General features: G+C 50.9%; 25 protein-coding genes and 4 tRNA genes. 21 read left to right on the forward strand and 8 right to left on the reverse strand.

Annotation, left to right across the window (positions count from 1 at the left end; genetic code table 11):
• Positions 1-160: 160 nt before the first annotated feature.
• The 14 genes from VLE72_01385 to VLE72_01450 all read left to right on the forward strand — a co-directional run bounded on the left by VLE72_01385 (position 161) and on the right by VLE72_01450 (position 8,788).
• Positions 161-1,327 carry a GuaB3 family IMP dehydrogenase-related protein gene (locus tag VLE72_01385; protein HSX14549.1) on the forward strand — a complete coding sequence of 389 codons (1,167 nt, stop codon included), beginning with the start codon at positions 161-163 and terminating at the stop codon, positions 1,325-1,327.
• A gap of 138 nt (positions 1,328-1,465) precedes the next feature.
• Positions 1,466-1,801, forward strand: coding sequence for a hypothetical protein (locus tag VLE72_01390; protein HSX14550.1), 336 nt, complete (start codon positions 1,466-1,468; stop codon positions 1,799-1,801).
• Positions 1,798-2,064, forward strand: a complete 267-nt coding sequence (locus tag VLE72_01395) for a hypothetical protein (protein HSX14551.1) — start codon at positions 1,798-1,800, stop codon at positions 2,062-2,064. The genes VLE72_01390 and VLE72_01395 overlap by 4 nt, the downstream gene beginning before the upstream one ends.
• A gap of 125 nt (positions 2,065-2,189) precedes the next feature.
• Positions 2,190-2,462, forward strand: coding sequence for a hypothetical protein (locus VLE72_01400; GenBank protein HSX14552.1), 273 nt, complete (start codon positions 2,190-2,192; stop codon positions 2,460-2,462).
• Between the two features lie 118 nt (positions 2,463-2,580).
• On the forward strand, positions 2,581-2,745 hold the full coding sequence (locus tag VLE72_01405) for a hypothetical protein (protein HSX14553.1): 165 nt from the start codon (positions 2,581-2,583) through the stop codon (positions 2,743-2,745).
• Between the two features lie 76 nt (positions 2,746-2,821).
• A tRNA-Thr gene (locus VLE72_01410) sits at positions 2,822-2,896 on the forward strand.
• A 1-nt stretch (position 2,897) separates the two neighbouring features.
• Positions 2,898-2,971: transfer RNA gene (locus VLE72_01415), tRNA-Gly, on the forward strand.
• Between the two features lie 7 nt (positions 2,972-2,978).
• Positions 2,979-3,917 (forward strand): glycosyltransferase, encoded by a 939-nt coding sequence (locus VLE72_01420; protein ID HSX14554.1) that lies wholly within the window; start codon positions 2,979-2,981, stop codon positions 3,915-3,917.
• 52 nt (positions 3,918-3,969) lie between these two features.
• Positions 3,970-4,371, forward strand: a complete 402-nt coding sequence (locus VLE72_01425) for a hypothetical protein (protein ID HSX14555.1) — start codon at positions 3,970-3,972, stop codon at positions 4,369-4,371.
• Complete coding sequence (locus VLE72_01430; GenBank protein ID HSX14556.1) at positions 4,372-6,069, forward strand: hypothetical protein; 1,698 nt, start codon at positions 4,372-4,374, stop codon at positions 6,067-6,069.
• Positions 6,066-7,124, forward strand: coding sequence for an MraY family glycosyltransferase (locus VLE72_01435; protein ID HSX14557.1), 1,059 nt, complete (start codon positions 6,066-6,068; stop codon positions 7,122-7,124). Before VLE72_01430 ends, VLE72_01435 begins: the two co-directional genes overlap by 4 nt.
• Before the next feature lie 49 nt (positions 7,125-7,173).
• Positions 7,174-7,515 (forward strand): hypothetical protein, encoded by a 342-nt coding sequence (locus VLE72_01440; GenBank protein HSX14558.1) that lies wholly within the window; start codon positions 7,174-7,176, stop codon positions 7,513-7,515.
• Between the two features lie 44 nt (positions 7,516-7,559).
• On the forward strand, positions 7,560-8,243 hold the full coding sequence (locus tag VLE72_01445; GenBank protein ID HSX14559.1) for a 50S ribosomal protein L25: 684 nt from the start codon (positions 7,560-7,562) through the stop codon (positions 8,241-8,243).
• An 86-nt stretch (positions 8,244-8,329) separates the two neighbouring features.
• Positions 8,330-8,788, forward strand: coding sequence for a hypothetical protein (locus VLE72_01450; GenBank protein ID HSX14560.1), 459 nt, complete (start codon positions 8,330-8,332; stop codon positions 8,786-8,788).
• A gap of 15 nt (positions 8,789-8,803) precedes the next feature.
• Here VLE72_01450 and VLE72_01455 read toward each other — a convergent pair whose 3' ends face one another.
• Positions 8,804-9,247: an ATP cone domain-containing protein gene (locus VLE72_01455; GenBank protein ID HSX14561.1), complete on the reverse strand. Its 444-nt coding sequence runs from the start codon at positions 9,245-9,247 to the stop codon at positions 8,804-8,806.
• A gap of 149 nt (positions 9,248-9,396) precedes the next feature.
• Between VLE72_01455 and VLE72_01460 the strand changes: the two genes are divergently transcribed.
• Together VLE72_01460 and VLE72_01465 are read left to right on the forward strand one after the other, a co-directional pair.
• On the forward strand, positions 9,397-9,939 hold the full coding sequence (locus VLE72_01460) for a hypothetical protein (protein ID HSX14562.1): 543 nt from the start codon (positions 9,397-9,399) through the stop codon (positions 9,937-9,939).
• 56 nt (positions 9,940-9,995) lie between these two features.
• A complete protein-coding gene (locus VLE72_01465; GenBank protein ID HSX14563.1) occupies positions 9,996-10,283 on the forward strand; it encodes a hypothetical protein in 288 nt (95 codons plus the stop codon).
• Between the two features lie 39 nt (positions 10,284-10,322).
• Here the strand turns inward: VLE72_01465 and VLE72_01470 are convergent, their stop codons facing one another.
• The 3 genes from VLE72_01470 to VLE72_01480 are packed head-to-tail and all read right to left on the reverse strand — an operon-like array spanning position 10,323 to position 12,262.
• The gene (locus tag VLE72_01470; protein HSX14564.1) at positions 10,323-11,582 is read right to left on the reverse strand and encodes a hypothetical protein; all 1,260 of its coding nucleotides are present in this window, start codon (positions 11,580-11,582) and stop codon (positions 10,323-10,325) included.
• Entirely contained in the window at positions 11,572-11,835 is a 264-nt protein-coding gene (locus VLE72_01475) for a hypothetical protein (protein HSX14565.1), read from the reverse strand. Before VLE72_01475 ends, VLE72_01470 begins: the two co-directional genes overlap by 11 nt.
• A gap of 16 nt (positions 11,836-11,851) precedes the next feature.
• Positions 11,852-12,262 carry a four helix bundle protein gene (locus VLE72_01480; protein HSX14566.1) on the reverse strand — a complete coding sequence of 137 codons (411 nt, stop codon included), beginning with the start codon at positions 12,260-12,262 and terminating at the stop codon, positions 11,852-11,854.
• Positions 12,263-12,385: 123 nt separating this feature from the next.
• Here VLE72_01480 and VLE72_01485 point away from each other — a divergent pair, with 123 nt between their 5' ends.
• On the forward strand, positions 12,386-12,877 hold the full coding sequence (locus tag VLE72_01485; GenBank protein ID HSX14567.1) for an SET domain-containing protein: 492 nt from the start codon (positions 12,386-12,388) through the stop codon (positions 12,875-12,877).
• Between the two features lie 22 nt (positions 12,878-12,899).
• On the opposite strand, the gene VLE72_01490 is transcribed toward VLE72_01485, so the two are convergent.
• The 4 genes from VLE72_01490 to purE all read right to left on the reverse strand — a co-directional run bounded on the left by VLE72_01490 (position 12,900) and on the right by purE (position 16,682).
• Complete coding sequence (locus VLE72_01490) at positions 12,900-14,090, reverse strand: helix-turn-helix domain-containing protein (protein ID HSX14568.1); 1,191 nt, start codon at positions 14,088-14,090, stop codon at positions 12,900-12,902.
• A complete protein-coding gene (locus VLE72_01495) occupies positions 14,080-15,225 on the reverse strand; it encodes a helix-turn-helix domain-containing protein (protein ID HSX14569.1) in 1,146 nt (381 codons plus the stop codon). Before VLE72_01495 ends, VLE72_01490 begins: the two co-directional genes overlap by 11 nt.
• 96 nt (positions 15,226-15,321) lie before the next feature.
• On the reverse strand, positions 15,322-16,173 hold the full coding sequence (locus VLE72_01500) for a phosphoribosylaminoimidazolesuccinocarboxamide synthase (GenBank protein HSX14570.1): 852 nt from the start codon (positions 16,171-16,173) through the stop codon (positions 15,322-15,324).
• On the reverse strand, positions 16,170-16,682 hold the full coding sequence (gene purE, locus VLE72_01505; GenBank protein HSX14571.1) for a 5-(carboxyamino)imidazole ribonucleotide mutase: 513 nt from the start codon (positions 16,680-16,682) through the stop codon (positions 16,170-16,172). Before purE ends, VLE72_01500 begins: the two co-directional genes overlap by 4 nt.
• A 140-nt stretch (positions 16,683-16,822) precedes the next feature.
• Between purE and VLE72_01510 the strand changes: the two genes are divergently transcribed.
• The 4 genes from VLE72_01510 to VLE72_01525 form a co-directional block, all read left to right on the forward strand.
• Positions 16,823-16,899, forward strand: a tRNA-Val gene (locus VLE72_01510).
• A 135-nt stretch (positions 16,900-17,034) separates the two neighbouring features.
• Positions 17,035-17,111 (forward strand) — tRNA-Val (locus VLE72_01515).
• 310 nt (positions 17,112-17,421) lie between these two features.
• A complete protein-coding gene (thrS, locus tag VLE72_01520; protein ID HSX14572.1) occupies positions 17,422-19,251 on the forward strand; it encodes a threonine--tRNA ligase in 1,830 nt (609 codons plus the stop codon).
• A gap of 1 nt (position 19,252) precedes the next feature.
• A partial coding sequence (locus VLE72_01525) for a hypothetical protein (GenBank protein HSX14573.1) occupies positions 19,253-19,821 on the forward strand: 569 nt, incomplete at its 3' end.

The raw sequence follows: 19,821 nt of genomic DNA on the forward strand, positions 1-19,821 counted from the left end.
CCAATGATCTGCAGAAGTGTACAATACTTTATATAATTTTACTAGCATAAGCGGTTCTTTTGTTTTCATAGACAGAAAATTGAATAATAGGGTAAGATTGGTGCAACTAATCGGTGGGGATTAGAGAACCTCTCATTTCAGCCTTCCGAAAGGACCAAGCATGAGCAACCAGAACCGCCTGAACTCAGCTGTACACGGATGGTCTCTGGAAGATATCGCAATTGTGCCGCAGAAGCGGACAGTCGACCCCGATGACGTCACTCTTGATTGGGAGCTCGAATCTTTTCGTTTTGAGCTACCATTGATGGGATCGGCCATGGATAGCGCCGTCAGCCCGACCACGGCCATTGAAATAGGACGGCTGGGAGGATTGGCTGTCCTCAACCTCGAGGGGCTTTGGACTCGCTATGATGATCCTGGCCCGGTCTTCAGGGAAATTGCGGCTCTAGACCCAAAGACCGCCACCGCTCGAATACAAGAGCTCTATGATCGGCCTATCAAACCTGAGTTGATCACTCAGCGGATTCAGGAGATGAGGCAGGCCGGCATCACTACGGCGGCTTCGCTGACCCCAGCTCGGGTGCGCCGGTATTATCGATACGCTCAAGCTGGCGGTTTGGATCTTCTGGTCATCCAAGGCACCGTTGTCAGCGCCGAGCACATATCGAGCAAGCCCGACACCCTGGATCTGGCAGAATTCATCCAGGAGCTGTTGAAAGAGGAGCTGCCTGTCGTGGTTGGTAACTGCGCCAACTTCTCAACGGCCAAGAACCTGATGAAGACTGGCGCCATGGGAGTGCTGGTCGGTATTGGGCCTGGAGGGGCTTGCACCAGCCGTCGCGTGATGGCTGTCGGTGTGCCCCAGGCCACTGCCATTGCTGATGCCGTTTGGGCCCGTGAGGTTATACATAAGCGTACGGGTAGGTGGTGCCAAGTCATCGCCGACGGCGGTATGTCGACTAGCGGCGTTCTCGCTGCAGCACTGGCAATCGGGGCCGATGCGGTCATGATCGGCTCGCCCCTGGCCAGTGCTCATGAAGCACCTGGATTGGGTTACCACTGGGGCATGGCAACATCCGACCTCAACACTCCCAGGGGAGTTAGGGTTGAGGTGGAGCGACGAGGGTCTCTAGAGGAAATCCTACTTGGTCCGGCTCATGATTCGGATGGTAGGAACAATCTTTTTGGCGGGGTGCGAATGGCTATCGCCAGCTGCGGATACACCGATCCTAGGAGTTTTCAGGATGCAGAGGTCATGATTGCGCCCTCAATCAGAACTGAGGGCAAAGCCCTACAGACCGCCCAGCAGGTAGGTATGGGGAATTAAGGCAGAGTGCAGCGGCCGTCCGGAAGGACGGCCGAAAACATGTCCGGACAGGAAAACTAGGCGCCAGTTATGCTTGCAGCCCGAATCCAAATAAGTTATAAATAGTCGACCTTGAAATCTCCTGAACCAGGAGTTGACATGCCTAAGACCTACGTTCAAGAAGAAGTCAGCGATTTGCTCGATGCCATCATCGCAGTTGGTAACGAACTTTGCCGTTGTAGGGGCGGCATCGACTTGGGCTGTGAGTTTCATGGCCTGGAACCCAGTCTCGAAGACACTGCCGATGTGGTTGGAACCTGGAGTGACCGCGTCGGTGCAACCGATGCTAGGTTCGATCGAAGCGAAGTTGCTCAGCTGATCAAAGCTGGGGAGAGCATCATTGACTTGCTTAAGCCGGAACAGTTCGCAAACGTCGCAGAAGCTGTGGCGCTGATCGAACAGTGGCAAACCGATCCAGTAGTGGAGGCGACATGAGTCACCCAATTCTCGACGAGAGCACCCTTACTGATGACGGCTGGGTGCACAAATGCGGCACCACACTGCTAAGTGTAACGGTTACGCATTCGATCCACGACGGTCCCGGTCCTTTGAGTGGAGGTGGACAGGTCCATTCTGAGATGGTCCCGTACTGCCCCAATTGCCAAAAACCACCCTCGACAATCGGGGCTCCGCTCAAAGAGGATCCTCGTGATGTCAGTGAACGAGAGATTCTTCGACGCATGCGTGATAATCGTTAGAAACGCGCAACCAACCCCGCTGACTTCGGCCAATCGACCAAAGTCGGCGGGGTGTAACTTTTTATTAGCCCAGCAATTCAGCTATAATAAGGACTTGAAGTTATCAAACAGGAAATGATTCAGTTATGGAACCCAAGTCACCCAGAACCATTAGCGACATACGTCCACCCAAGAGTGGCCAACGGCCAACCACCCTCAAGCCAGCGCCAGCGCCCAAAGCCCAACCATCGCCCAACCTGACTAATTTAAGTCAGCCGGCCAAACCGGTGGCAGCTACACCTAAGCCCAAACCCAAAAAGAGACGCCGCTGGCTCAGGGTTTTAGTGATTTTATTACTGGTTTTAGCGTTAGCGGCAGCGGCTGCGGGTTGGTACGTTTTTTATTACCGCACCACCTAAGCACAACCGCTTTCTCCCAAAAGTAACATTTTTAACAGGCTCAGGCTTTGTGATTTAGGCTAATGCTCGTACTGCCCCCAAGGCGCATACTGCGGCTGTAAGTTTGAGGGAGGAGAAGGTGAGTAAGTCACGCGGTCGCAAAATTAAAACAATCAATGCCGGACGCTCCGATAGTGATGTGTTCTGGATGAGCCTCGAGGAGGCCAAGCGAGCTATTGCGGACAAATACGAATTCCTAGCCGAACGCTACGAACGGCGCTACCCCAAAGACAAAGTCGGATAGAAGCCATCGAAAATAAAACCACTTGGTTGCAGGTTGTCTTGACCTGCAGCTTTTTTGTATAATGAAGCCCATTTAGGCCGGAGTAGCTCAGTGGTAGAGCAGCACTTTCGTAAAGTGAAGGTCGTGGGTTCAATCCCCACCTCCGGCTCCAGGCGGGTATAGTTTAATGGTAGAATGCGACCTTCCCAAGGTTGAGATACGGGTTCAATTCCCGTTACCCGCTCCAAACTAAGATGAAACGGATCATTTTTTACACCGAACCAGAATGGGCCTTTGGCTCCATTCATTATGAGCTCTGCAAATACCTCTTTGCCCGGGGGCTAAATGCGGAGGTCTTGCCATGGAATCGCAGCTATCGCCGTGCCGAAATGAAGGAACTAGCCGCTGTCGTGGATGTTTTTGTGACCAGCCCTCAGGGTTACATCCGACTGGTCGATAACCACCAAATCAGCCCGAATAAAATCATCATGATCGTTCATGCCCGCCTCGATCTAGTCGAGCTAATCAAGCAAAAAGGTATTAAGGAATTCGCTAAACCTCGGGAGTTGGTTGTGGTATCAAAACATCTGCAGCAGCTGGCTAAGCAACTCGGCCTCAAACGCCAACCCAAGCTGCTTCACTTAGGCATCAATACGGATCTGTTTGCCAGCAAACCAGCCACTTCTCTAAAAGTGGTGGGCTATGCTGGCGCCTTTCACATTCGCGAAGAATTCGATGATGAATTGATCGATTCAGATTATCAGGAGCAAAATGCTCTTAAGCGAGCATATTTGGTCCAGGAAGCCGTCCAAAAAGCCGGCCTGAAATTAAAGGTCGCCCAGCTCTACCACAACAGTTTTGTGACCATGCCAGGGTTTTACCACAAAGTCGATTGCGTTATTGTATCTTCCAGTGCTGAGGGCGCCGGCTTGCCGGCCCTAGAGGCCGCCGCCGCCGGACGATTGGTTATTTCGACCCCAGTCGGCCATTGGCCTGAGCGAAGTAAAGACGGAGGGGGTCTAGTAGTACCTATTCATGAATCAAAATTTGTAGCTGAGACTACCAAACTGCTGCAGTACTACAAAGCTCACCCCAAAGAATTTAGGCAAAAGTGCCGCTCGATCCAAGAACACGCCAAAAGCTATGATTGGAGTGAGCTGATCGATGACTGGATCAGCCTGCTAACTAGTTAATACTCGATTAGGGATTAGCTGCTAACTTGGCTCTTGAGTTATAATACCCAACATGCAAATGCCTTCGGCCACCGATGTCGGCCACTTGATGACCCATAAATTTCAGCAGATCCGCAGCCACCGATTCTTTTCGGATCGCTTGTCGGTAACTATTTTGGTACTGAATTTAGCCTTGGTTGGAATCACTATGACGGTGCTACTAATTAGAGTTAGACCAACCAGTGTTCCAGTGCCGGTGCACTATTCTAGCTTAGTTGGCTTCGAGCAGCTGGGGCCCTGGTGGCAGCTCTATGGCATCGGACTATTTGCTATTGGGGCTGTGATTACCAACACGGCTCTGGCAATGGCTAGCTTTACCCGTAGCCGCATCACCAGCTTTTTTTTAATGTCCGGCGCCTTTGTGGTAGCAATTTTTAGCCTTATTATTAGTTTAGCAATTACAGCGGTGGTGTAAGTGAGTGCACATACAGAAGTCATAGACCAATCTGGGCGGTGGCTGGATAGTCGCTGGTTCGAACGCCTGCTCGAACTAATCCCAGGGTCTTTAACTTGGACTTTTTTACTGGCCCCGGTCATCTTAAGTTTCTTCGTGCCAATTGCCGTGGCCTACTTTATTATTGCCTTTGACCTAATCTGGTTGGTTAAGTCATTGCGGTTGAGTTTCTTTTTAATCATTGGGTATTCAAAGCTCTACCAGCGACAATCACTTGATTGGCAAGAGCGCTTAGCGGATCTGGAAGACCTATCTAAGGCGATTAAAACCAAGCGAACTGAGTTGAGGCGACTGCTAGAACAATACCCCAGAGCCAAGTGGCGATTGACGATCACCAAGAAGCAAATCGCCGTGCATAGCTACTACAAAACCTTAACGGACTACATTAACCGAATTGAATCGCTTGACCAAGATCAAGTTATTAAACCCAGTCAATTACTAAATGCTGTAATTATTTCAACGTTTAACGAATCGCTGGCGACTTTGGAGCCTTCACTTCAAGCCTTAACACGAGCCAATTACGCTAGAGATCAACTTATCTTAATTATTGGCTACGAAGAAAGAGGCGGGGACGAAATTGCTGAGACGGCCAGACAGTTAATCGACAAATACGGTCATTTGTTCAGCCATGCCGAGGCCATAATGCATCCCGATGGCCAGCCCGGAGAGGGTAGGGTCAAAGGTGCCAACATGACCAATGCGGCCAAAAAACTAACTAGCTACATCCAGAGCCAGGGCATTGATCCTGGAAACGTCATCGTGACGACTTTTGATTCTGATCATCGGCCTCACCCCAATTACTTTGCCTACTTAACTTTTGAGTACGCCGTTAATCCTGATCGCATCCACCGATCGTTTCAGCCGATTCCGATGTTTTACAACAACATTTGGGACGTACCGGCACCAATGCGCCTAATTGCGACAGGTAACTCTTTTTGGATGATTATGCAGACCATGCGACCGCATTTGCTGAGAAACTTCGCGGCCCATGCTCAAGGCTTGCAGGCTTTGATCGATATTGATTATTGGCACTTAACCTCAATTGTCGAGGACGGCCACCAGTTTTGGCGCAGTTACTTTCGCTATGGCGGCGATCACCAGGTGGTGCCAGTATTTGTGCCGGTCCACCAAGATGCAGTGCTAGCCAAAACCTATCTCAAGACTTTTAAAGGCCAATACGTGCAACTACGGCGCTGGGCCTGGGGGATCTCGGATTTTCCTTATGTGGTTAGAAACTCAATCAAAAACACTAGCATTCCAATTACCGAAAAGATCCAACAAATCTTCCGATTAATTGAAGGCCACTTTAGTTGGGCGACGGCGCCATTAATTTTAACCTTTGTAGCCTGGTTACCGCTGTATTTGAATAGAAATTTTGCTCAGGAACTTTTAGCCCACCAACTCCCCATCATTGCTAGCCGGATCCTCAGTTTGGCCATGATCGGGCTGATGGTTACGGTTGTGATCAGCCTGATTTCGCTACCACCTAGGCCGGCTCGTTACCGCCCGACCAAGCGAGTGGCCATGCTCTTTCAGTGGCTGCTGTTGCCGCTAACAGCCATTTTCTTTAGTGCCTTTGCCGCAATCGATGCTCAAACTAGATTGATGCTTGGTCGATATCTCGACTGGAAGGTCACCGAAAAGGCTACAAAACCGTGAACTACTACTGGGCCTTTGGCCTGGCACTGATCATTAGTCTGGCTCTGACGCCTTGGGTTCGGCGATTGGCTGTGCGCCTAGGAGCCGTTGACCAACCGGTTGGTGGTCGTAAAATTCATGAGCGCCCCATACCAAGACTGGGAGGCCTGGCCGTGGCGGCAGCCTTTTTCATTCCGGCCATCATATTTATTTCGTTCGATCGGCGCCTGCTGGGTCTAATCGCTGGGGCCCTGATTGTCCTAGTGATCGGAGTAGTTGATGACATCCGGGGATTGGGGCCGTGGTCCAAACTATTTGGACAGGTAGCAGCAGCGGCCGCGGCCCTGGCCGGTGGCATTGGCATTTCGGCTATTAGTAACCCTTTTGGGGCAGCCCTGAGTTTGAATTGGGGCCGGACGGCCGTTAGCCTGGCTGGTTGGCATTTTCACATTACGCCGGTAGCAAACCTATTGAGCATCATTTGGATCGTCGGTATGATCAACGCGCTGAATTTTTTGGATGGCATCGATGGTCTGGCCTGCGGGATTTCCTCGATCGCCAGCTTCTTTTTATTTGCGCTAGCCATCAGCCTGCATCAGCCGGCTGTGGCCCTAATGGCCGTCATCCTGTTTGGTGCCTCGCTGGGCTTTTTACCCTATAATTTCTTCCCGGCTCGAATCTTCTTAGGGGATTCAGGAGCTTATTTTTTGGGCTTGGTACTAGCATTAATCGCAATTTACTCAGGCGGTAAACTGGCCACAGCTGCTCTCGTGCTGGGCTTTGCCATCGTCGATGGTTTGATTACCGTTATGCGCCGGCTCTATCATCGCCGTTCGCCATTCATGGCCGATCGATCACACTTGCATCATTTGTTATTGGATTTTGGCCTTAGCCAGCGCCAAACCGTCATCATCTACTATTCAATTGCCATTCTATTAGGACTGCTAGCCCTAACCTCTGGAACGGTCGTTAAACTAGCCGCTATCCTAATTTTGAGCTTGGCCACGGTCGTCTTGGTGGCTATTCTAATTCGCATATCTTCCGGCAATAAGCCAAAGCCGGACCCCAGCAGTTGATATTTAAGCCTCTTTTCGCTACACTACCGGGTATGAAAGAGGGGAGTGTGTGAGCAGTCGCCGCCATTTGCAGGAAATCATCAAGAATCTCCAGGAGTATTACAAGTGCCCATCTTGCAATACCAACTATCACTTCGATGATATAAAATTCTTGGGCCAAATCGACGTTTACTGCTTTGTGCAGCTGACCTGCCACTCTTGCTCACTGCCAGTGGTGGCGACCGTCAGTGTGGGCGATGAAGCCAAACCGCGAAAAAGCAAGGCCAAGTCTGACTTGAAGCGAGTCGAGGAAGCCAAGTTCGGCGGATTGGGGCCCATATCGAGCGATGAGATCGCCAGCTTTCACACTTTCATTCAGTCACACCAGGGCGGTTTTACCAAGTTAAATTAAGTCGAATAAGGATACATAGGAGCGGCCCCGGCCGTTTTAATAAAATGGATAAGATTACGCTTAAATTAGAGACTAGAACTGAGCGAGGCAAGCAGAATGCCAAGCTGCGAGCGGATGGTTTAACACCAGTCGTGGCCTATGGTCATGGCTCTGAGCCTTTGGCTCTGAAGGTCTCAACCAAAGAACTAACCAAGATTTACCAGCAAGCTGGAGGGAGCAAAATAATTGGCATCAAAGTCGGCGATACTACGGCCAAAAATGCGCTCTTCCATGAAGTCGATCTGGATCCATTGACCGGCGCTATTACTCACGCCGATCTGTTGACGGTGCGCATGGATGAAAAGATTAAGACCGAGGTACCGGTGCGCATTGTTGGCGAATCGACGGCAGTTTACCAAGACGAGGGTACTTTGATGACGCCGCTTGAGGCCATCGAGATCGAGGCCCTGCCGGGGGATCTGCCCGAAGCCATCGAGGTCGACATCAGCATTCTGGATGATTTCGAAAAGAGCATTCACGTTAGTGACCTAGTGGTGCCGGCCGGAGTTGAAATTTTGAGTGAACCAGAGGAGCTGGTGGCCAAAGTTGAGCCGCCTCGCAGTGACGATGATCTGGCTGCCCTGGACGAGGAAGTGACCGAGGAATTGCCTGAGGGTGTGGAGGAAGAGTCAGCTGAAGGTGAAGAGGATGAGGTGCAAGCCGAAGCCGAGACTAAGCCGGAAGAGTAATCTGATCAGTTTGCAAACAAAAGAGGCCACCCGGCCTCTTTTTGATGTAGAATGTGGCTACTAGTTCGTGAGCGACTGGAGCCGAAATGACCGCAAGCGAAGATGACACACGCTTCATCCACGACCCGAAGTTGGCCAATCACGTCCGAAACCTGACTGAACTGGTGCAATCAGAGGAACGTCGCCAGGAATTGATTCGCCAAGTGATGACTGACTGGCAGGGGCTAGTTGCAATGGCGGCTGCAGTCGTAACCTGGAGTGATGATGCTTGGACCATGCATTGCTGCACCAGTAGTGGATGGCTGGCAGTTGCGGATTCGACCAGTTCACTGCAAGTTGGACTTATTGCCCCGCAGCTCGGCACATCCGGCGACGTCTATGACGGCCTGGGGCTGATCGACCTGAAAGACGAGAACTTGCTCTACTCGACAGAACCCAAGATGATCCGAGAAATCCAACTTCTACCGCAGATCGTTGTTTCGGATGAACAGCGAGCTCGCTTGCAGATTGTCGGCTGGCCAAGTTTCGCACATAGCAGCCCTTAGGGGCTGCTTTACTTATTAGTATTTCTTGAGCTCGCGTTTGAGCTGGGCGTCGCTAGCCAAATCGGTTTGGTAGGCAAGGTAACGCACGAAGGCAGCGGTGTTGAAGTGCTTCAGGGTAGCTAGCACGATCCCAGCAATTTCGACTGATTTGAGTTCGCGCTTTTTGGTGTCCAGGATCTTCGCTTCGATTGTGTCTGTAACGCCGTCTACGGTGGTTTCTTTGGCCGGAATGGATAGGAAGGCACCATAGACTCCAGAAAACAGCTTAGCGCGGCTGTAGCGCTGTTTGCGGCCGTTTTTCTTGATGACCTTAAGGAAGCCAAGGTCAGGCGCCTCATAAGTAGTAAAGCTTTCGTGGCAGCTCAGGCATTTGCGCCGCCGCCAAACCTGGGTACCAAAGCGAGTTGGCCTGGTATTAAAAATATCGGTGGTATTTTTACGACAATATGGGCATTTCATAACTACATATTGTCATATGACTAATAAAAATGTAAGTGGATAAAAACGCCAAATGGGGACAAAGGGTCATCTAATTTGGCCACATACGGCAATATCAATTGGTTTCGAACTAAATTACGCTGAGGTCGTCCAATGTGATTGGAGGCAAATTGAACTGGCATTCGATCGAGAGACCAGGGTACTTAGGTAAACACCGTGATGAGCGCCACCAAGAATGGACGCGGCTTTATAGGGCAGCCAATTGGCGATTGGCCTGGCAAATTGGTGGGCATTACTTCGAGATTGAAGCGGCTATTGCGCTCTACGAAGACGCCTACTTCAATTTCATGGGCTCGTCGCCGGTCACCGAGGAGTTGATTCGTGTCGCATGCGATGTTTACGATGATTCTCCAAGTAACATCAAATGCGGTTTGAGCTACTTTCCCCAAGAAACCAATCGGACGCATTTACAAGACGTTGCCATTCGCCGAGCGCTAGTTCGTTTGGGCCGGTGGTTTGAGGGGGAAGCGCTGATCCAGATCCGAGATGATCGGGGAGAACATCCATTGAGTCTGACACTGTCGCCCGGCCGCGTGCCGTTCCATCGCCCTGATCTGATGATTCAACCGGAACTGGCGGGTTGGTGGCAACCGGGTAGCGTGGAGAGCTTTTACCAATCGAATCGCTGGCTGCAAGTTAAAACTAGCAATTAGGATTCTTGGGGCGATATAATCATCTCAGCTCTTTTTCCCAAGCCAGAGGTGATGATATGCCGACTGACCCGGTTACCGAGCTCGCCCGATCGATTACTCGAACAGGAACGAGCCGTGCACCCCTCTACGACGCCGCCCGGCAGATTTGCGCTCAGGAAGAGACAGCCCGTCGGGAGTATCTGGCAGCTCGCGATCCTAACTCAACTGAACCGCTGGACTCAACCCTTTTCCCTCCAGATGTCTTTGAAGCCGATGGTAGTCGAAGACGTTGGGACGATGATAGACCCAGAAACACACCGGCCGAGGAGCGCATGTTCTTCGAGTGGGGTGACCGTGGTTTTTGACCGCCCATGGCCTTGGTTTATCCAAGGCCATCAAACTATCTACTGAAAATAACGGATGCTACCAAAGGGAATTTTGTCTTTCATTTGGTTTTTCGAAGCCAAAACCTTGGCCGCAGTAATGGTTTCTTCGCCATAACGATCATTTAGAGCATTCATAGCGTCCTCGGCCCGGTTCAGTTTGGCATCAACTGAATCCCATAAAAACAATTGGCTCTGTTGGGTTGGCGTCAGCTCGTAAGCCGTCATATAGAGCGAGCTTACGACCCGGTCTTGGTGACTGCGACTATAGAGATCCAGCGCTCGGGAATAGATTTGATCGGCGCGGTGAACAGGGGTGTTATACATCTTGCGCTCAAACCAACCCCGGCGACTGCGCTCGGCGCCCTTGGTCTGGGTGTAGCCGAGGTAGAGCATTAGGCCTCGGGCCGAGAGATCATTAACCTTCAAGCGGCGAGCCACCTTGGCAGCGCTTTTATACAGCAGGGCAGCCACCTCCACCGGATTGCTGGTGCGGTACTCCAAGACGTAGCTGCGGCCGACGGTTTTAATACCGTACTGGACCTCGGTTTCGTAGCCGCGCAACTTCAGGTACCAGTGGTGGCCATTGATGCTTTTAAAGACTCGCTTGGTTAGTATGGGCTCTGGTGTGTGATAGAACTCAAAAGGTGTGTAGATACCGGCGTAGTTGAGTCTGAGCTTCATGCGCGTCGCAATGTAGGGGAGATCGGTCAGCTGCAGCATGCCCATGACCGCTAGGATATTATCTTTATCGATCGTGGTCAGGCCATCGGGTTTATGGAATGAGGCCGCCACCTTGGCCAACCAGCGGTTCTGGGCAATACCAATATTAATCGTCATGTAGTCGCCAATTTCGGTCCGGAAACGCTCTTTGATCTCGAGAGCAATATCTTCCAACGGCCGACCTTTTAGAATCGGCTGCATGCCCCGAAAATCAATGATGCCTTCATCGACCGATTTCATGTAGGCCACTGGCGAATAGCTTTCAAAAATCTCCCGCATCAAGCGGTGAATGTATTGGTACTTGGCCGGATCACTTTCGATCATCACAAAATCGGCTGCCAACTGTTTGGCCTCCCGGGCCCTGGTGCCAATATTGATGCCCAAGGCTCGGGCCTCGTACGAAGCGGTGATGCAAATGGCGTAGTCATTGAGTCGATTAGTTACCCCGACCGGCTTGCCGCGAAGCAGCGGGTTGGCCTGCTGCTCCGTCATGGCAAAGGCCGAGTTGAGGTCGATGTGCATGATCTCCGGCGGAGCCTGGTTGTGCCTAAGTTCCATAGAAGACCTCCACCAGGGTCCAGGCTAGGGTTTCCGGATCAAGTTCCAAACGAAAGGCCGTTGGCCCAGACGAAAAGCTAAAGATGTGGATCCGTTTATTGCCCCGCCGCTCTGGGTGGTAGAGACCCATCTTGTCCAGCGGGTAGCGCTGAGCGCGCCAATTCATGAGGTGGGGTATGACTTTGATAGTGCCTCTAGGCCCAGATTTGAAAGAGGCTAGGACCTCGACTTGATCGTTTAGCTTTTCGCGCATACCCCTCCCACGGGAGCTAAGCGGCTTGGGCTAGCTCCTCTTTGGCTTTAACCTCGCTTTTGGCCAGCTTTTCGGCTTGGCGAGTCTTGAAGTACTTAATTAGACCCCAACTTTGTTTGATGACCGTGGTGTAGTCCTCCCGCAACTGGCTGGTTTTAGCGAACTTGCCAGCCTCAACTGAATCGAGCAAACTTTGAGTCTTTTCGGCTTCGACCCTAGCTTGGTGCAGCGCCTCCATCTTCATCCCGTAGCTGTAATAGTGGTGAGCTTGATAGATGTGGTGGGCGACAGCCGTAGCCGCACGTCTGAGATCATCGCCCAGCGGGTAAGATTGCTCCTCTGGCAGAGCTTCGGCTAGAGTCACCACAGCGTCTTCTAGCTTACGAGCGCTCAAGTAAATGTTTAATTGTTTGATTGATGTAGACATACATCCCCCTATGTGTCCCAAACTGACAATGTAGTTTAGTTTGGGCCCCTTAATGTTATTTACACTCCCTAAGATACCGAACAAACACCGAACTGTCAAGACTGATTTTGATATACTTACGGCATGCAAAATCTAATGATTGGCAAAGGGAAGTTGAGCGGTAAAGGAGTATATGCAAATAGAGACTTTGCCGAGGGCGAAGTGGTGATGGCATATAAACTTAAAGAACTTTCCCAAAAGGATTTTGATGCGTTGCCAGCTAGCGAGCACAAGTTTACACACTCTTATTGGGGTAAAATTTATCTTTATCCGCCACCAGCTAGGTATGTTAACCACTCGGCTGATCCAAATACGCGGCAAGATCTTAAAAAGATGTGCGATTATGCTACAAGGCTCATTAAGAAAGGCGAGATGATAACTACCAATGCAACGCTAGAAGTAGAGACTGAACTAAAAACCTTTGCGGCGGCTTACGAAAATAATCCTATTAAAGACTTCAAATGGTTAATGGGCGGGTATCGAAATGCCGAAATTAGCTACACAACCCTGGCAGGACTTAAGAGAAACCTGAGACTAAAGAGGGTAAAAGGCAATTGGACGGTTTTGCCCAAATGAATCTAATCACTAAAAACCGGCCTTAAACCTCGGCCGGGCTGCCTTGGTAGAACATCAGCCCCAGTTTGATCTGCAAGGCATCATCAAAGTGGCGGGGATCGAGATTGATCAGCTTCTTGGTTTTATCCAGCCGATAGATCAGCGTATTGCGGTGAACATGGAGCTTAGCCGCCGCCTCCGTCAGGTTTAGATTGTTGTTTAAGAACATCTGAACAGTCGAAAACAGTTGCTGGTTTTTAACCAGGGGATTGAGGATTTGATGAGCCAGTTCAGCCTTACGTTCTGCATTAACATTGGCGAGCGTCACATACATACCAACCTCTTTAATGTGATAAATCCGGCCCGGTCCCCAGACTTTTAGACCGACGCTAAGGGCTAACTGGGCATCCTGATAACTTTTGCGTAGGCCCCCAAGATCGGGATAATATTGGCCCACGCCCACAGTGATCAAAGACTTTTGATGTATTTCCGACAACGTATTAAATAAGTAGTCAGCCTTTTCCTTCAAGAAACGAATGGTATTGAGGGTATTGAGGTTTTCGCCGCCAATCCCTTTTAACAAAATAAAGGTGTCGTTATCGGCATAGGCCACAATGTTGTCCTGATAATTCTGGAAACTGGCCTTGATGCGCTCATCGATCATCTCGGTAGCTCGCACAATTTGGAGGCGCTGCTCCTCCTGAGACAAATGTCCGGCATCCATCATCAAACGCTTTTCGAAACCTTTGAGCGAAAACAGCATGACAGCTTGGGCACTGCGCAGGGTCAGCTGCATAATGTCGGCCTGGCGGTAGATTTCTTCAGGATTAATGGTTGGGGCTTGCAGTAATTCGCGAATAAAAGTAGCTTTAACCACCTCACTAGAATGAACCCGATCAATTAAGAGATATTGATTAACGATGACCTCGGCCAAGCCTTGCAACAAACTCACGGCCTCCGGTGTAATCTGATCACTGGCACTAGCAGTGATTCCGAAAACGCCAACCGTTTGATCCTCATAAACAAATGGGCTCCAATGAACTCTTACCAAACCATCATCGGCCGTCACGCTGTGGCCCTCTTGGCTAGCCCGGAAGGCCTCGACCGAAAAGCCGCTGGGTGTTTCACCGCCAGCCATAATCTGCCCGCTGGCGTCAGTTACAATGACGTCACGAATCAAAATACTTTGGGCCTTGGCTCTGATTTGCTCAGCTAATTCCCGGTTAATGCGCATATTCACCCTCGATGAATTTGTTGAATAGAATGGCTAGCTTGATTTGGACGGCGTCATCGAAAACCCTTGGGTCTAGGCTCAGAGCTTCTTTGATCCGATCCAAGCGATAAACCAAGGTGTTGCGGTGTATGCCTAAAGTATCGGCGGTTTTAGTTAGACTCATATCCAGACTAAAGAAAGTTTCCAAAGTTTGAATCATCTCGGTGTTTTCGCCTAGTTTATCGAGTAATTCACGGCTGAAGTAAATATTTTGTTCATCAACGCCTGAAAGCAATGGTGCCACCACGCCGAAGTCATCGATGTGATAAACCTTGTCGCGATCCCACATTTGAGTGCCCAGCTCTAAGGCATTCAGGGCCTCTTGGTAGCTGCGCCTCAACCCTTGGGTCCCAGGGTGGTAATTACCAATGCCAATTGTAGTGGTTAGCTTCATCTCGCCCTTAATGATGCCGTAGATGATATTGATCGACTTTTTAAAATGCTCCAGATGCTCTTCCAATTGCGAATCGCCATTAACCAAATCTTTTAAGACGCAAAAATTGTTTTGGCCGAGGTAGGCCACGATGTTGTCGCGGCTGGAGGTGTAGTAGGAATTAAGGGCCCGGGCGATTCCAGAGCGATAGCGGCCAATTCGAATTTCACGATCAGTGGAGGGGATGCGCTGGCTGGCCGTGAGCGTCGGATCTTCAATTGATATAACCAGCGCAATGCGGGGCCGATCCAAATCAATTTCAAACAACCTAGCTTCGGCTTCGATCAAGGCCGGATCATTAGCAGTATTGAGCAGGTCATAGATAAATTTATCTAGTCGTTCCTCCTGGTGGGGGATGGTTTCAATCAAAATCGATTGGTGCATAACTAGCTCCGCAATCGAACATATCAACGGCGCGATTTCGGCATGGTTGGGCAGTTCAGCGGCTAGTACGACGTAGCCCACAACTTTGCCGCCGTAGCGGAATTTGATGGCCCAGGGGGCTGTGCTCAAGTGCAGCGATTCATCAACACTCGGGTTGTTGCTCGACAGAACAGTACCGTCCGGATCGACCACGCTCAATGGCTGGTTAACCAGACTGGCCACCTTCAGCTGAATTTTTTCAGCAATCTGACGAGTCAGCATAGTTTCCTTACACCTCATTTGGAACTTCGACTAACTTAAGCCTATCTTTATGCCGCTAGCGCTGCAAGCCTGAGGGCAATGCAAAGGCCGGGATGGTGTCCATCCCGGCCTATTTCAATCGGTCAACAACCTGTCGATTTGCCAGTAGAGGTCGCTGGTCTCGAGTGCGACCTTCTCAGGAAGTGGGGGAGCTGGCGGCTGCTTGTTCCACCCGAGCCGTTCGTAGTGGTCGCGCACCCGCTGCTTGTCGAGCGAGACGGGCGGTTGCCCCGCCTGGTAGTCGCTGACTCGTGTATAGCGCGACGAATCGGGTGTCAGTACCTCGTCGCAGATGGTCAACTCGCCGTCGATTAGCCCGAATTCGAACTTTGTATCGATCAGGATGATACCCCGTTCAAGGGCGTAGGCAGCACCGGCGTAGTAAACAGCCAGAGCCAGCTGCCTGGCTCTTTCGGCCAACCCGCGATCACCAAGAAGATCGATCAGCTCATCGAAGGTGATGTTGGTGTCGTGACCTTCCGTTGCCTTGGTGGATGGTGTAAAGATCGCTTCGGGAAAGTGTGACATCTCCACCAGCCCATCTGGTAAGTCCACGCCACTAATCGCACCGGTCCGCCGGTAATCCTTAAGCCCGGAGCCGGTCAAGTAGCCACGGACGATGAACTCAGCTGGCAGCATCTCGGCCCGGCGTACCAGCATGGCTCGACCAGAAAACTCATGGGCCCAACCAGGTAGCTGGTTGGGGTCCGTTGTCACAAGATGGTTTGGGGCCAGCTCAGCTACTGGTGTGTGTCTGAGCCAATGCTCTGTCAGGTGTGTTAGTACCCAACCTTTACCCCGCACTGGCCGGTCCAACACAACGTCGAAGACGCTGATGCGGTCGCTGGCCACCATGATTAGGTGGTCGGGGTCGGGTGCTCGGTAGGTGTCTCGAACTTTGCCTGTGTGGATGGGCGAAGGCATCATGCCTCACTCTTGAAACCGTGTTCGCTGCGGACCTTGATGTCCTTAGCAAGCACTGTCTCGTCCATGGCATTCTGGTAATGCTGCATTTCATCGAGTAGATCCTCATCGCCAACACCCAGAATGCGGATAGCCAGTAGCGCAGCGTTCTTGGAGTTGCCGATCGCGACAGTTGCCACCGGGATACCACCAGGCATCTGGACTATGGAGAGCAGGGAGTCGATTCCTTGCAGGTTGTCGAGCGCCCGCGGTACTCCAATGACCGGCAACGGTGTCATTGCCGCAGTCATGCCGGGCAAGTGAGCAGCCCCACCAGCCCCGGCGATGATGACCTTAAGCCCACGCTTACGTGCATCACGGGCGTAGCCATACATGGCATCAGGCGTGCGATGGGCGGAGATCACCCGGACTTCGTGTGATACCCCGAATTCTTTAAGGATGTCGATGCCGTCTTTGAACATGGGTAGATCGGAGTCGCTACCCATGATGATACCGACGAGCGGTTGTGACATGTACACCACCTTGCTTGTAGTCACCTCAGATGGACGGATCAATTCTGCTGGATCAAATTAGGTCTGTCAAACCTTTAGCCCTCCAACTTGAATAAGAGTGGTTATTAAGCTATAGTTTCTTGGTTGAAAAGTGGTGATGTGGGCTCTTAGCTCAGTTGGCTAGAGCGCTTCCTTGACGTGGAAGAGGTCACAGGTTCGAGTCCTGTAGGGCCCACCAGCTCGTTTTGGGCTTCAGCTTGCATTCGGCATTGCCTAACTCCAGCTTGTGCCCAAAGCCTCGCTATCCGAAGTTCAAACGCTGCGCTGGTTTAAACTTCGGTATATTCATATTAATTCGGTATGACCGCTGCGCGGTCGCTTAGCTCAGCTGGTTAGAGCGCACGGTTCACATCCGTGAGGTCGCAGGTTCGAACCCTGCAGCGACCACCAACTCGTTTTGCGCTTCAATTTGCGCTTTTTTTGTAAAAAAGCTCCAATTTACGCCCAAAGCCTCGCTTTCCGCAGCTCAAACGCTGCGCTGGTTTAAGCTGCGGGTTTCGATAACAGGGTCCGGGTGCTATATTAGTAACAGTTGAATAGGACGTTGAGTCGGCCTAACCAACCGAGGAGTCCCGCTAGCTGATGGCGGACATCAGCCCAAGAGAGTCCGCCGAAGGCGGAAAGTTTGGTGGAACCATCCGGCAGCTGCCGGATCCAAACGCGCTGATTATCGGTGCGTTTGTTGTTTAAGGAGGAGTTTGTGGCCCAATCCAAAGACGAAAACTTGCATGCCATGCGCCATTCGCTGGCTCACATTATGGCCAGTGCCATCCAACAACTATGGCCCGAGGCCAAGTTTGGGGTGGGTCCGGTGATTGAAAATGGCTTTTATTATGACATCGACATTGCTCGCCCCATAAATCCCGACGACTTAGAGGCCATATCGGACCAAATGCATAAAATCATCGCTCAAGACCTGCCATTTGAACGTATTGAGTTGCCAATTGCTGAAGCGATCGTTCAGTTCAAAAAAAGTCGTCAGACTTATAAGGTTAGTTTGCTAGAAGACTTAAAAAAACACGGCACCACTTTGGCCAAAGAAATTGATCGTGAACAGTTAGGAGTAGCAGCAAGTGATGCAAAAATTACAACAGTATCAATTTACAAACATGGTGACTTTGAGGATCTCTGCCGCGGTCCACACCTGAAATCAACCGGTAAGGTCGGTAAATTTAAGCTTACAAAAGTGGCCGGCGTCTATTGGCGAGGTGATGAAAAGAATCCGCAACTGCAGCGGATCTATGGGGTAGCCTTTGACAACCAAAACGAGCTAGATAAATACTTCGATATGCTGGCGGAGGCCGAACGGCGAGATCATCGCAAGCTGGGTAAAGAGCTGGACCTATTTACCTTTTCGGATCTAGTTGGGGCTGGCCTGCCACTCTATACTCCCAGAGGTACCATTATTATCGATCAGTTAAAACAAGCTCTAGACGATGTCAGCCGGGAGCACTCGATGCAAAAGGTGTCGATACCACATCTGGCCAAGCTCGATCTCTATAAAATCTCTGGTCATGCCGATAAGTTCGAAGAGGAACTCTTCCGCGTCAAGAGCCATTACAATCAAGAATTTGTGCTCAAACCAGTTAACTGCCCCCATCACACTCAAATTTACGCGGCGCAACCCAGAAGCTACCGCGATTTGCCATTGCGTTACGTCGAGCAAACTATGCAGTACCGCGACGAAAAACCTGGTCAAATCGGTGGGCTTTCTCGGACTCGGGGTTTCACCGTCGACGACGGACATGTTTTTTGCATGGTTGATCAGATCAAAGATGAAGCAGCTATCATCATCCAAATCATCAAGAGTTTTTACCAGCAATTAGGTCTGTGGGGTGATCATTGGGTCTCGCTATCAGTCCGAGATGCTCTAGATCATAGCCGCTACATTGGCGAGCCGAGTGATTGGGATCAGGCCGAAGCCACCCTGGCGGAAGTCTCAAAAACCTTCAAACTAGATGCCAAGCGGATGGAGGGTGAGGCCGCCATCTACGGACCCAAGCTGGACTTTATGTTCAAAGACGCGCTTGGTCGCGAAACACAACTTGCTACCATCCAGCTAGACTTTGCCATGCCCAAGCGCTTCGAGCTAACCTACACCGATAGCGATGGGAGCGCCAAAACACCGGTTATGATCCATCGAGCCATTTTGGGCTCGTTCGAACGCTTCGTTATGCTCTTAATTGAGCATTACGCCGGTGCCTTTCCAATATGGCTGGCGCCTGAACAGGTTCGGCTAATCGCTTTGAATGATACTAAGGAAGTGACTGAATACGTTGAATTACTGCGGCAAGAATTGAGCCAGCTTGATGTCCGAGTCGGTACTGATCTTTCGCAAGAGTCAGTCGGCAAAAAGGTTCGTAACGCTGAACTCATGAAAGTGCCCTATAGCGTGGTGATTGGTCCGGATGAACTCAAGCGCCAACGGCTAAAGCCTAGGGCCCGCAACGGGCTGGAGGAATTTGGCAGTGGCGTCGAAGTCGATGTCTTCATTGGCCATCTCAAAGCTGCTATCGAGAATCGGAGCTAAGATGGCCAGTGCTTCGGATATTCTAACCAAAGCTACAGAGGAGTACCACTTAAGCCTTAACGACGTTAAATTCTGGACTCCGTATTGGATTAACTGGGCCAAACCGCCCTATCATCTTGATGCTCCACTGGCCGGGAAGGGTACTCCAACCGAGCTCCGAAGTGCCTTACTCGATATTGTAGCCAAAATCGACCAGCTGCCACGGACTGGAGATGACTATCGTAGCCTGATGAAGCAGCATGGTTTGGGCGTCGACTGTTCAGCGCTAGCCTACCACATCCTCGAACGTCTGGTTCGAGATCTAACAGATCAGGATCTAGCTGAACATTTGTTTGCGCCTAAGACTGATATCATCGAGGCCAGTCAAAAACCGTCTTGGCAGGAAGCCGGAGTAAGCCAGCAAACTTTGGCTGCATTGCCAGATCAAATCACGATTGCGGAAGTCTCGCGTTTATTTAAGCGTAAACCTCGGCACATTACTAACGTGGCCAGGCTGACGGCTGAGGCTGCCACCAAAGCTGTTTCAGCCAGCGACATTCAGCCGGGGGACATGATTAAAATGACCAGTGC

The organism is Candidatus Saccharimonadales bacterium (assembly GCA_035480635.1).
Lineage (GTDB): Bacteria > Patescibacteriota > Saccharimonadia > UBA4664 > DATIHN01 > DATIHN01.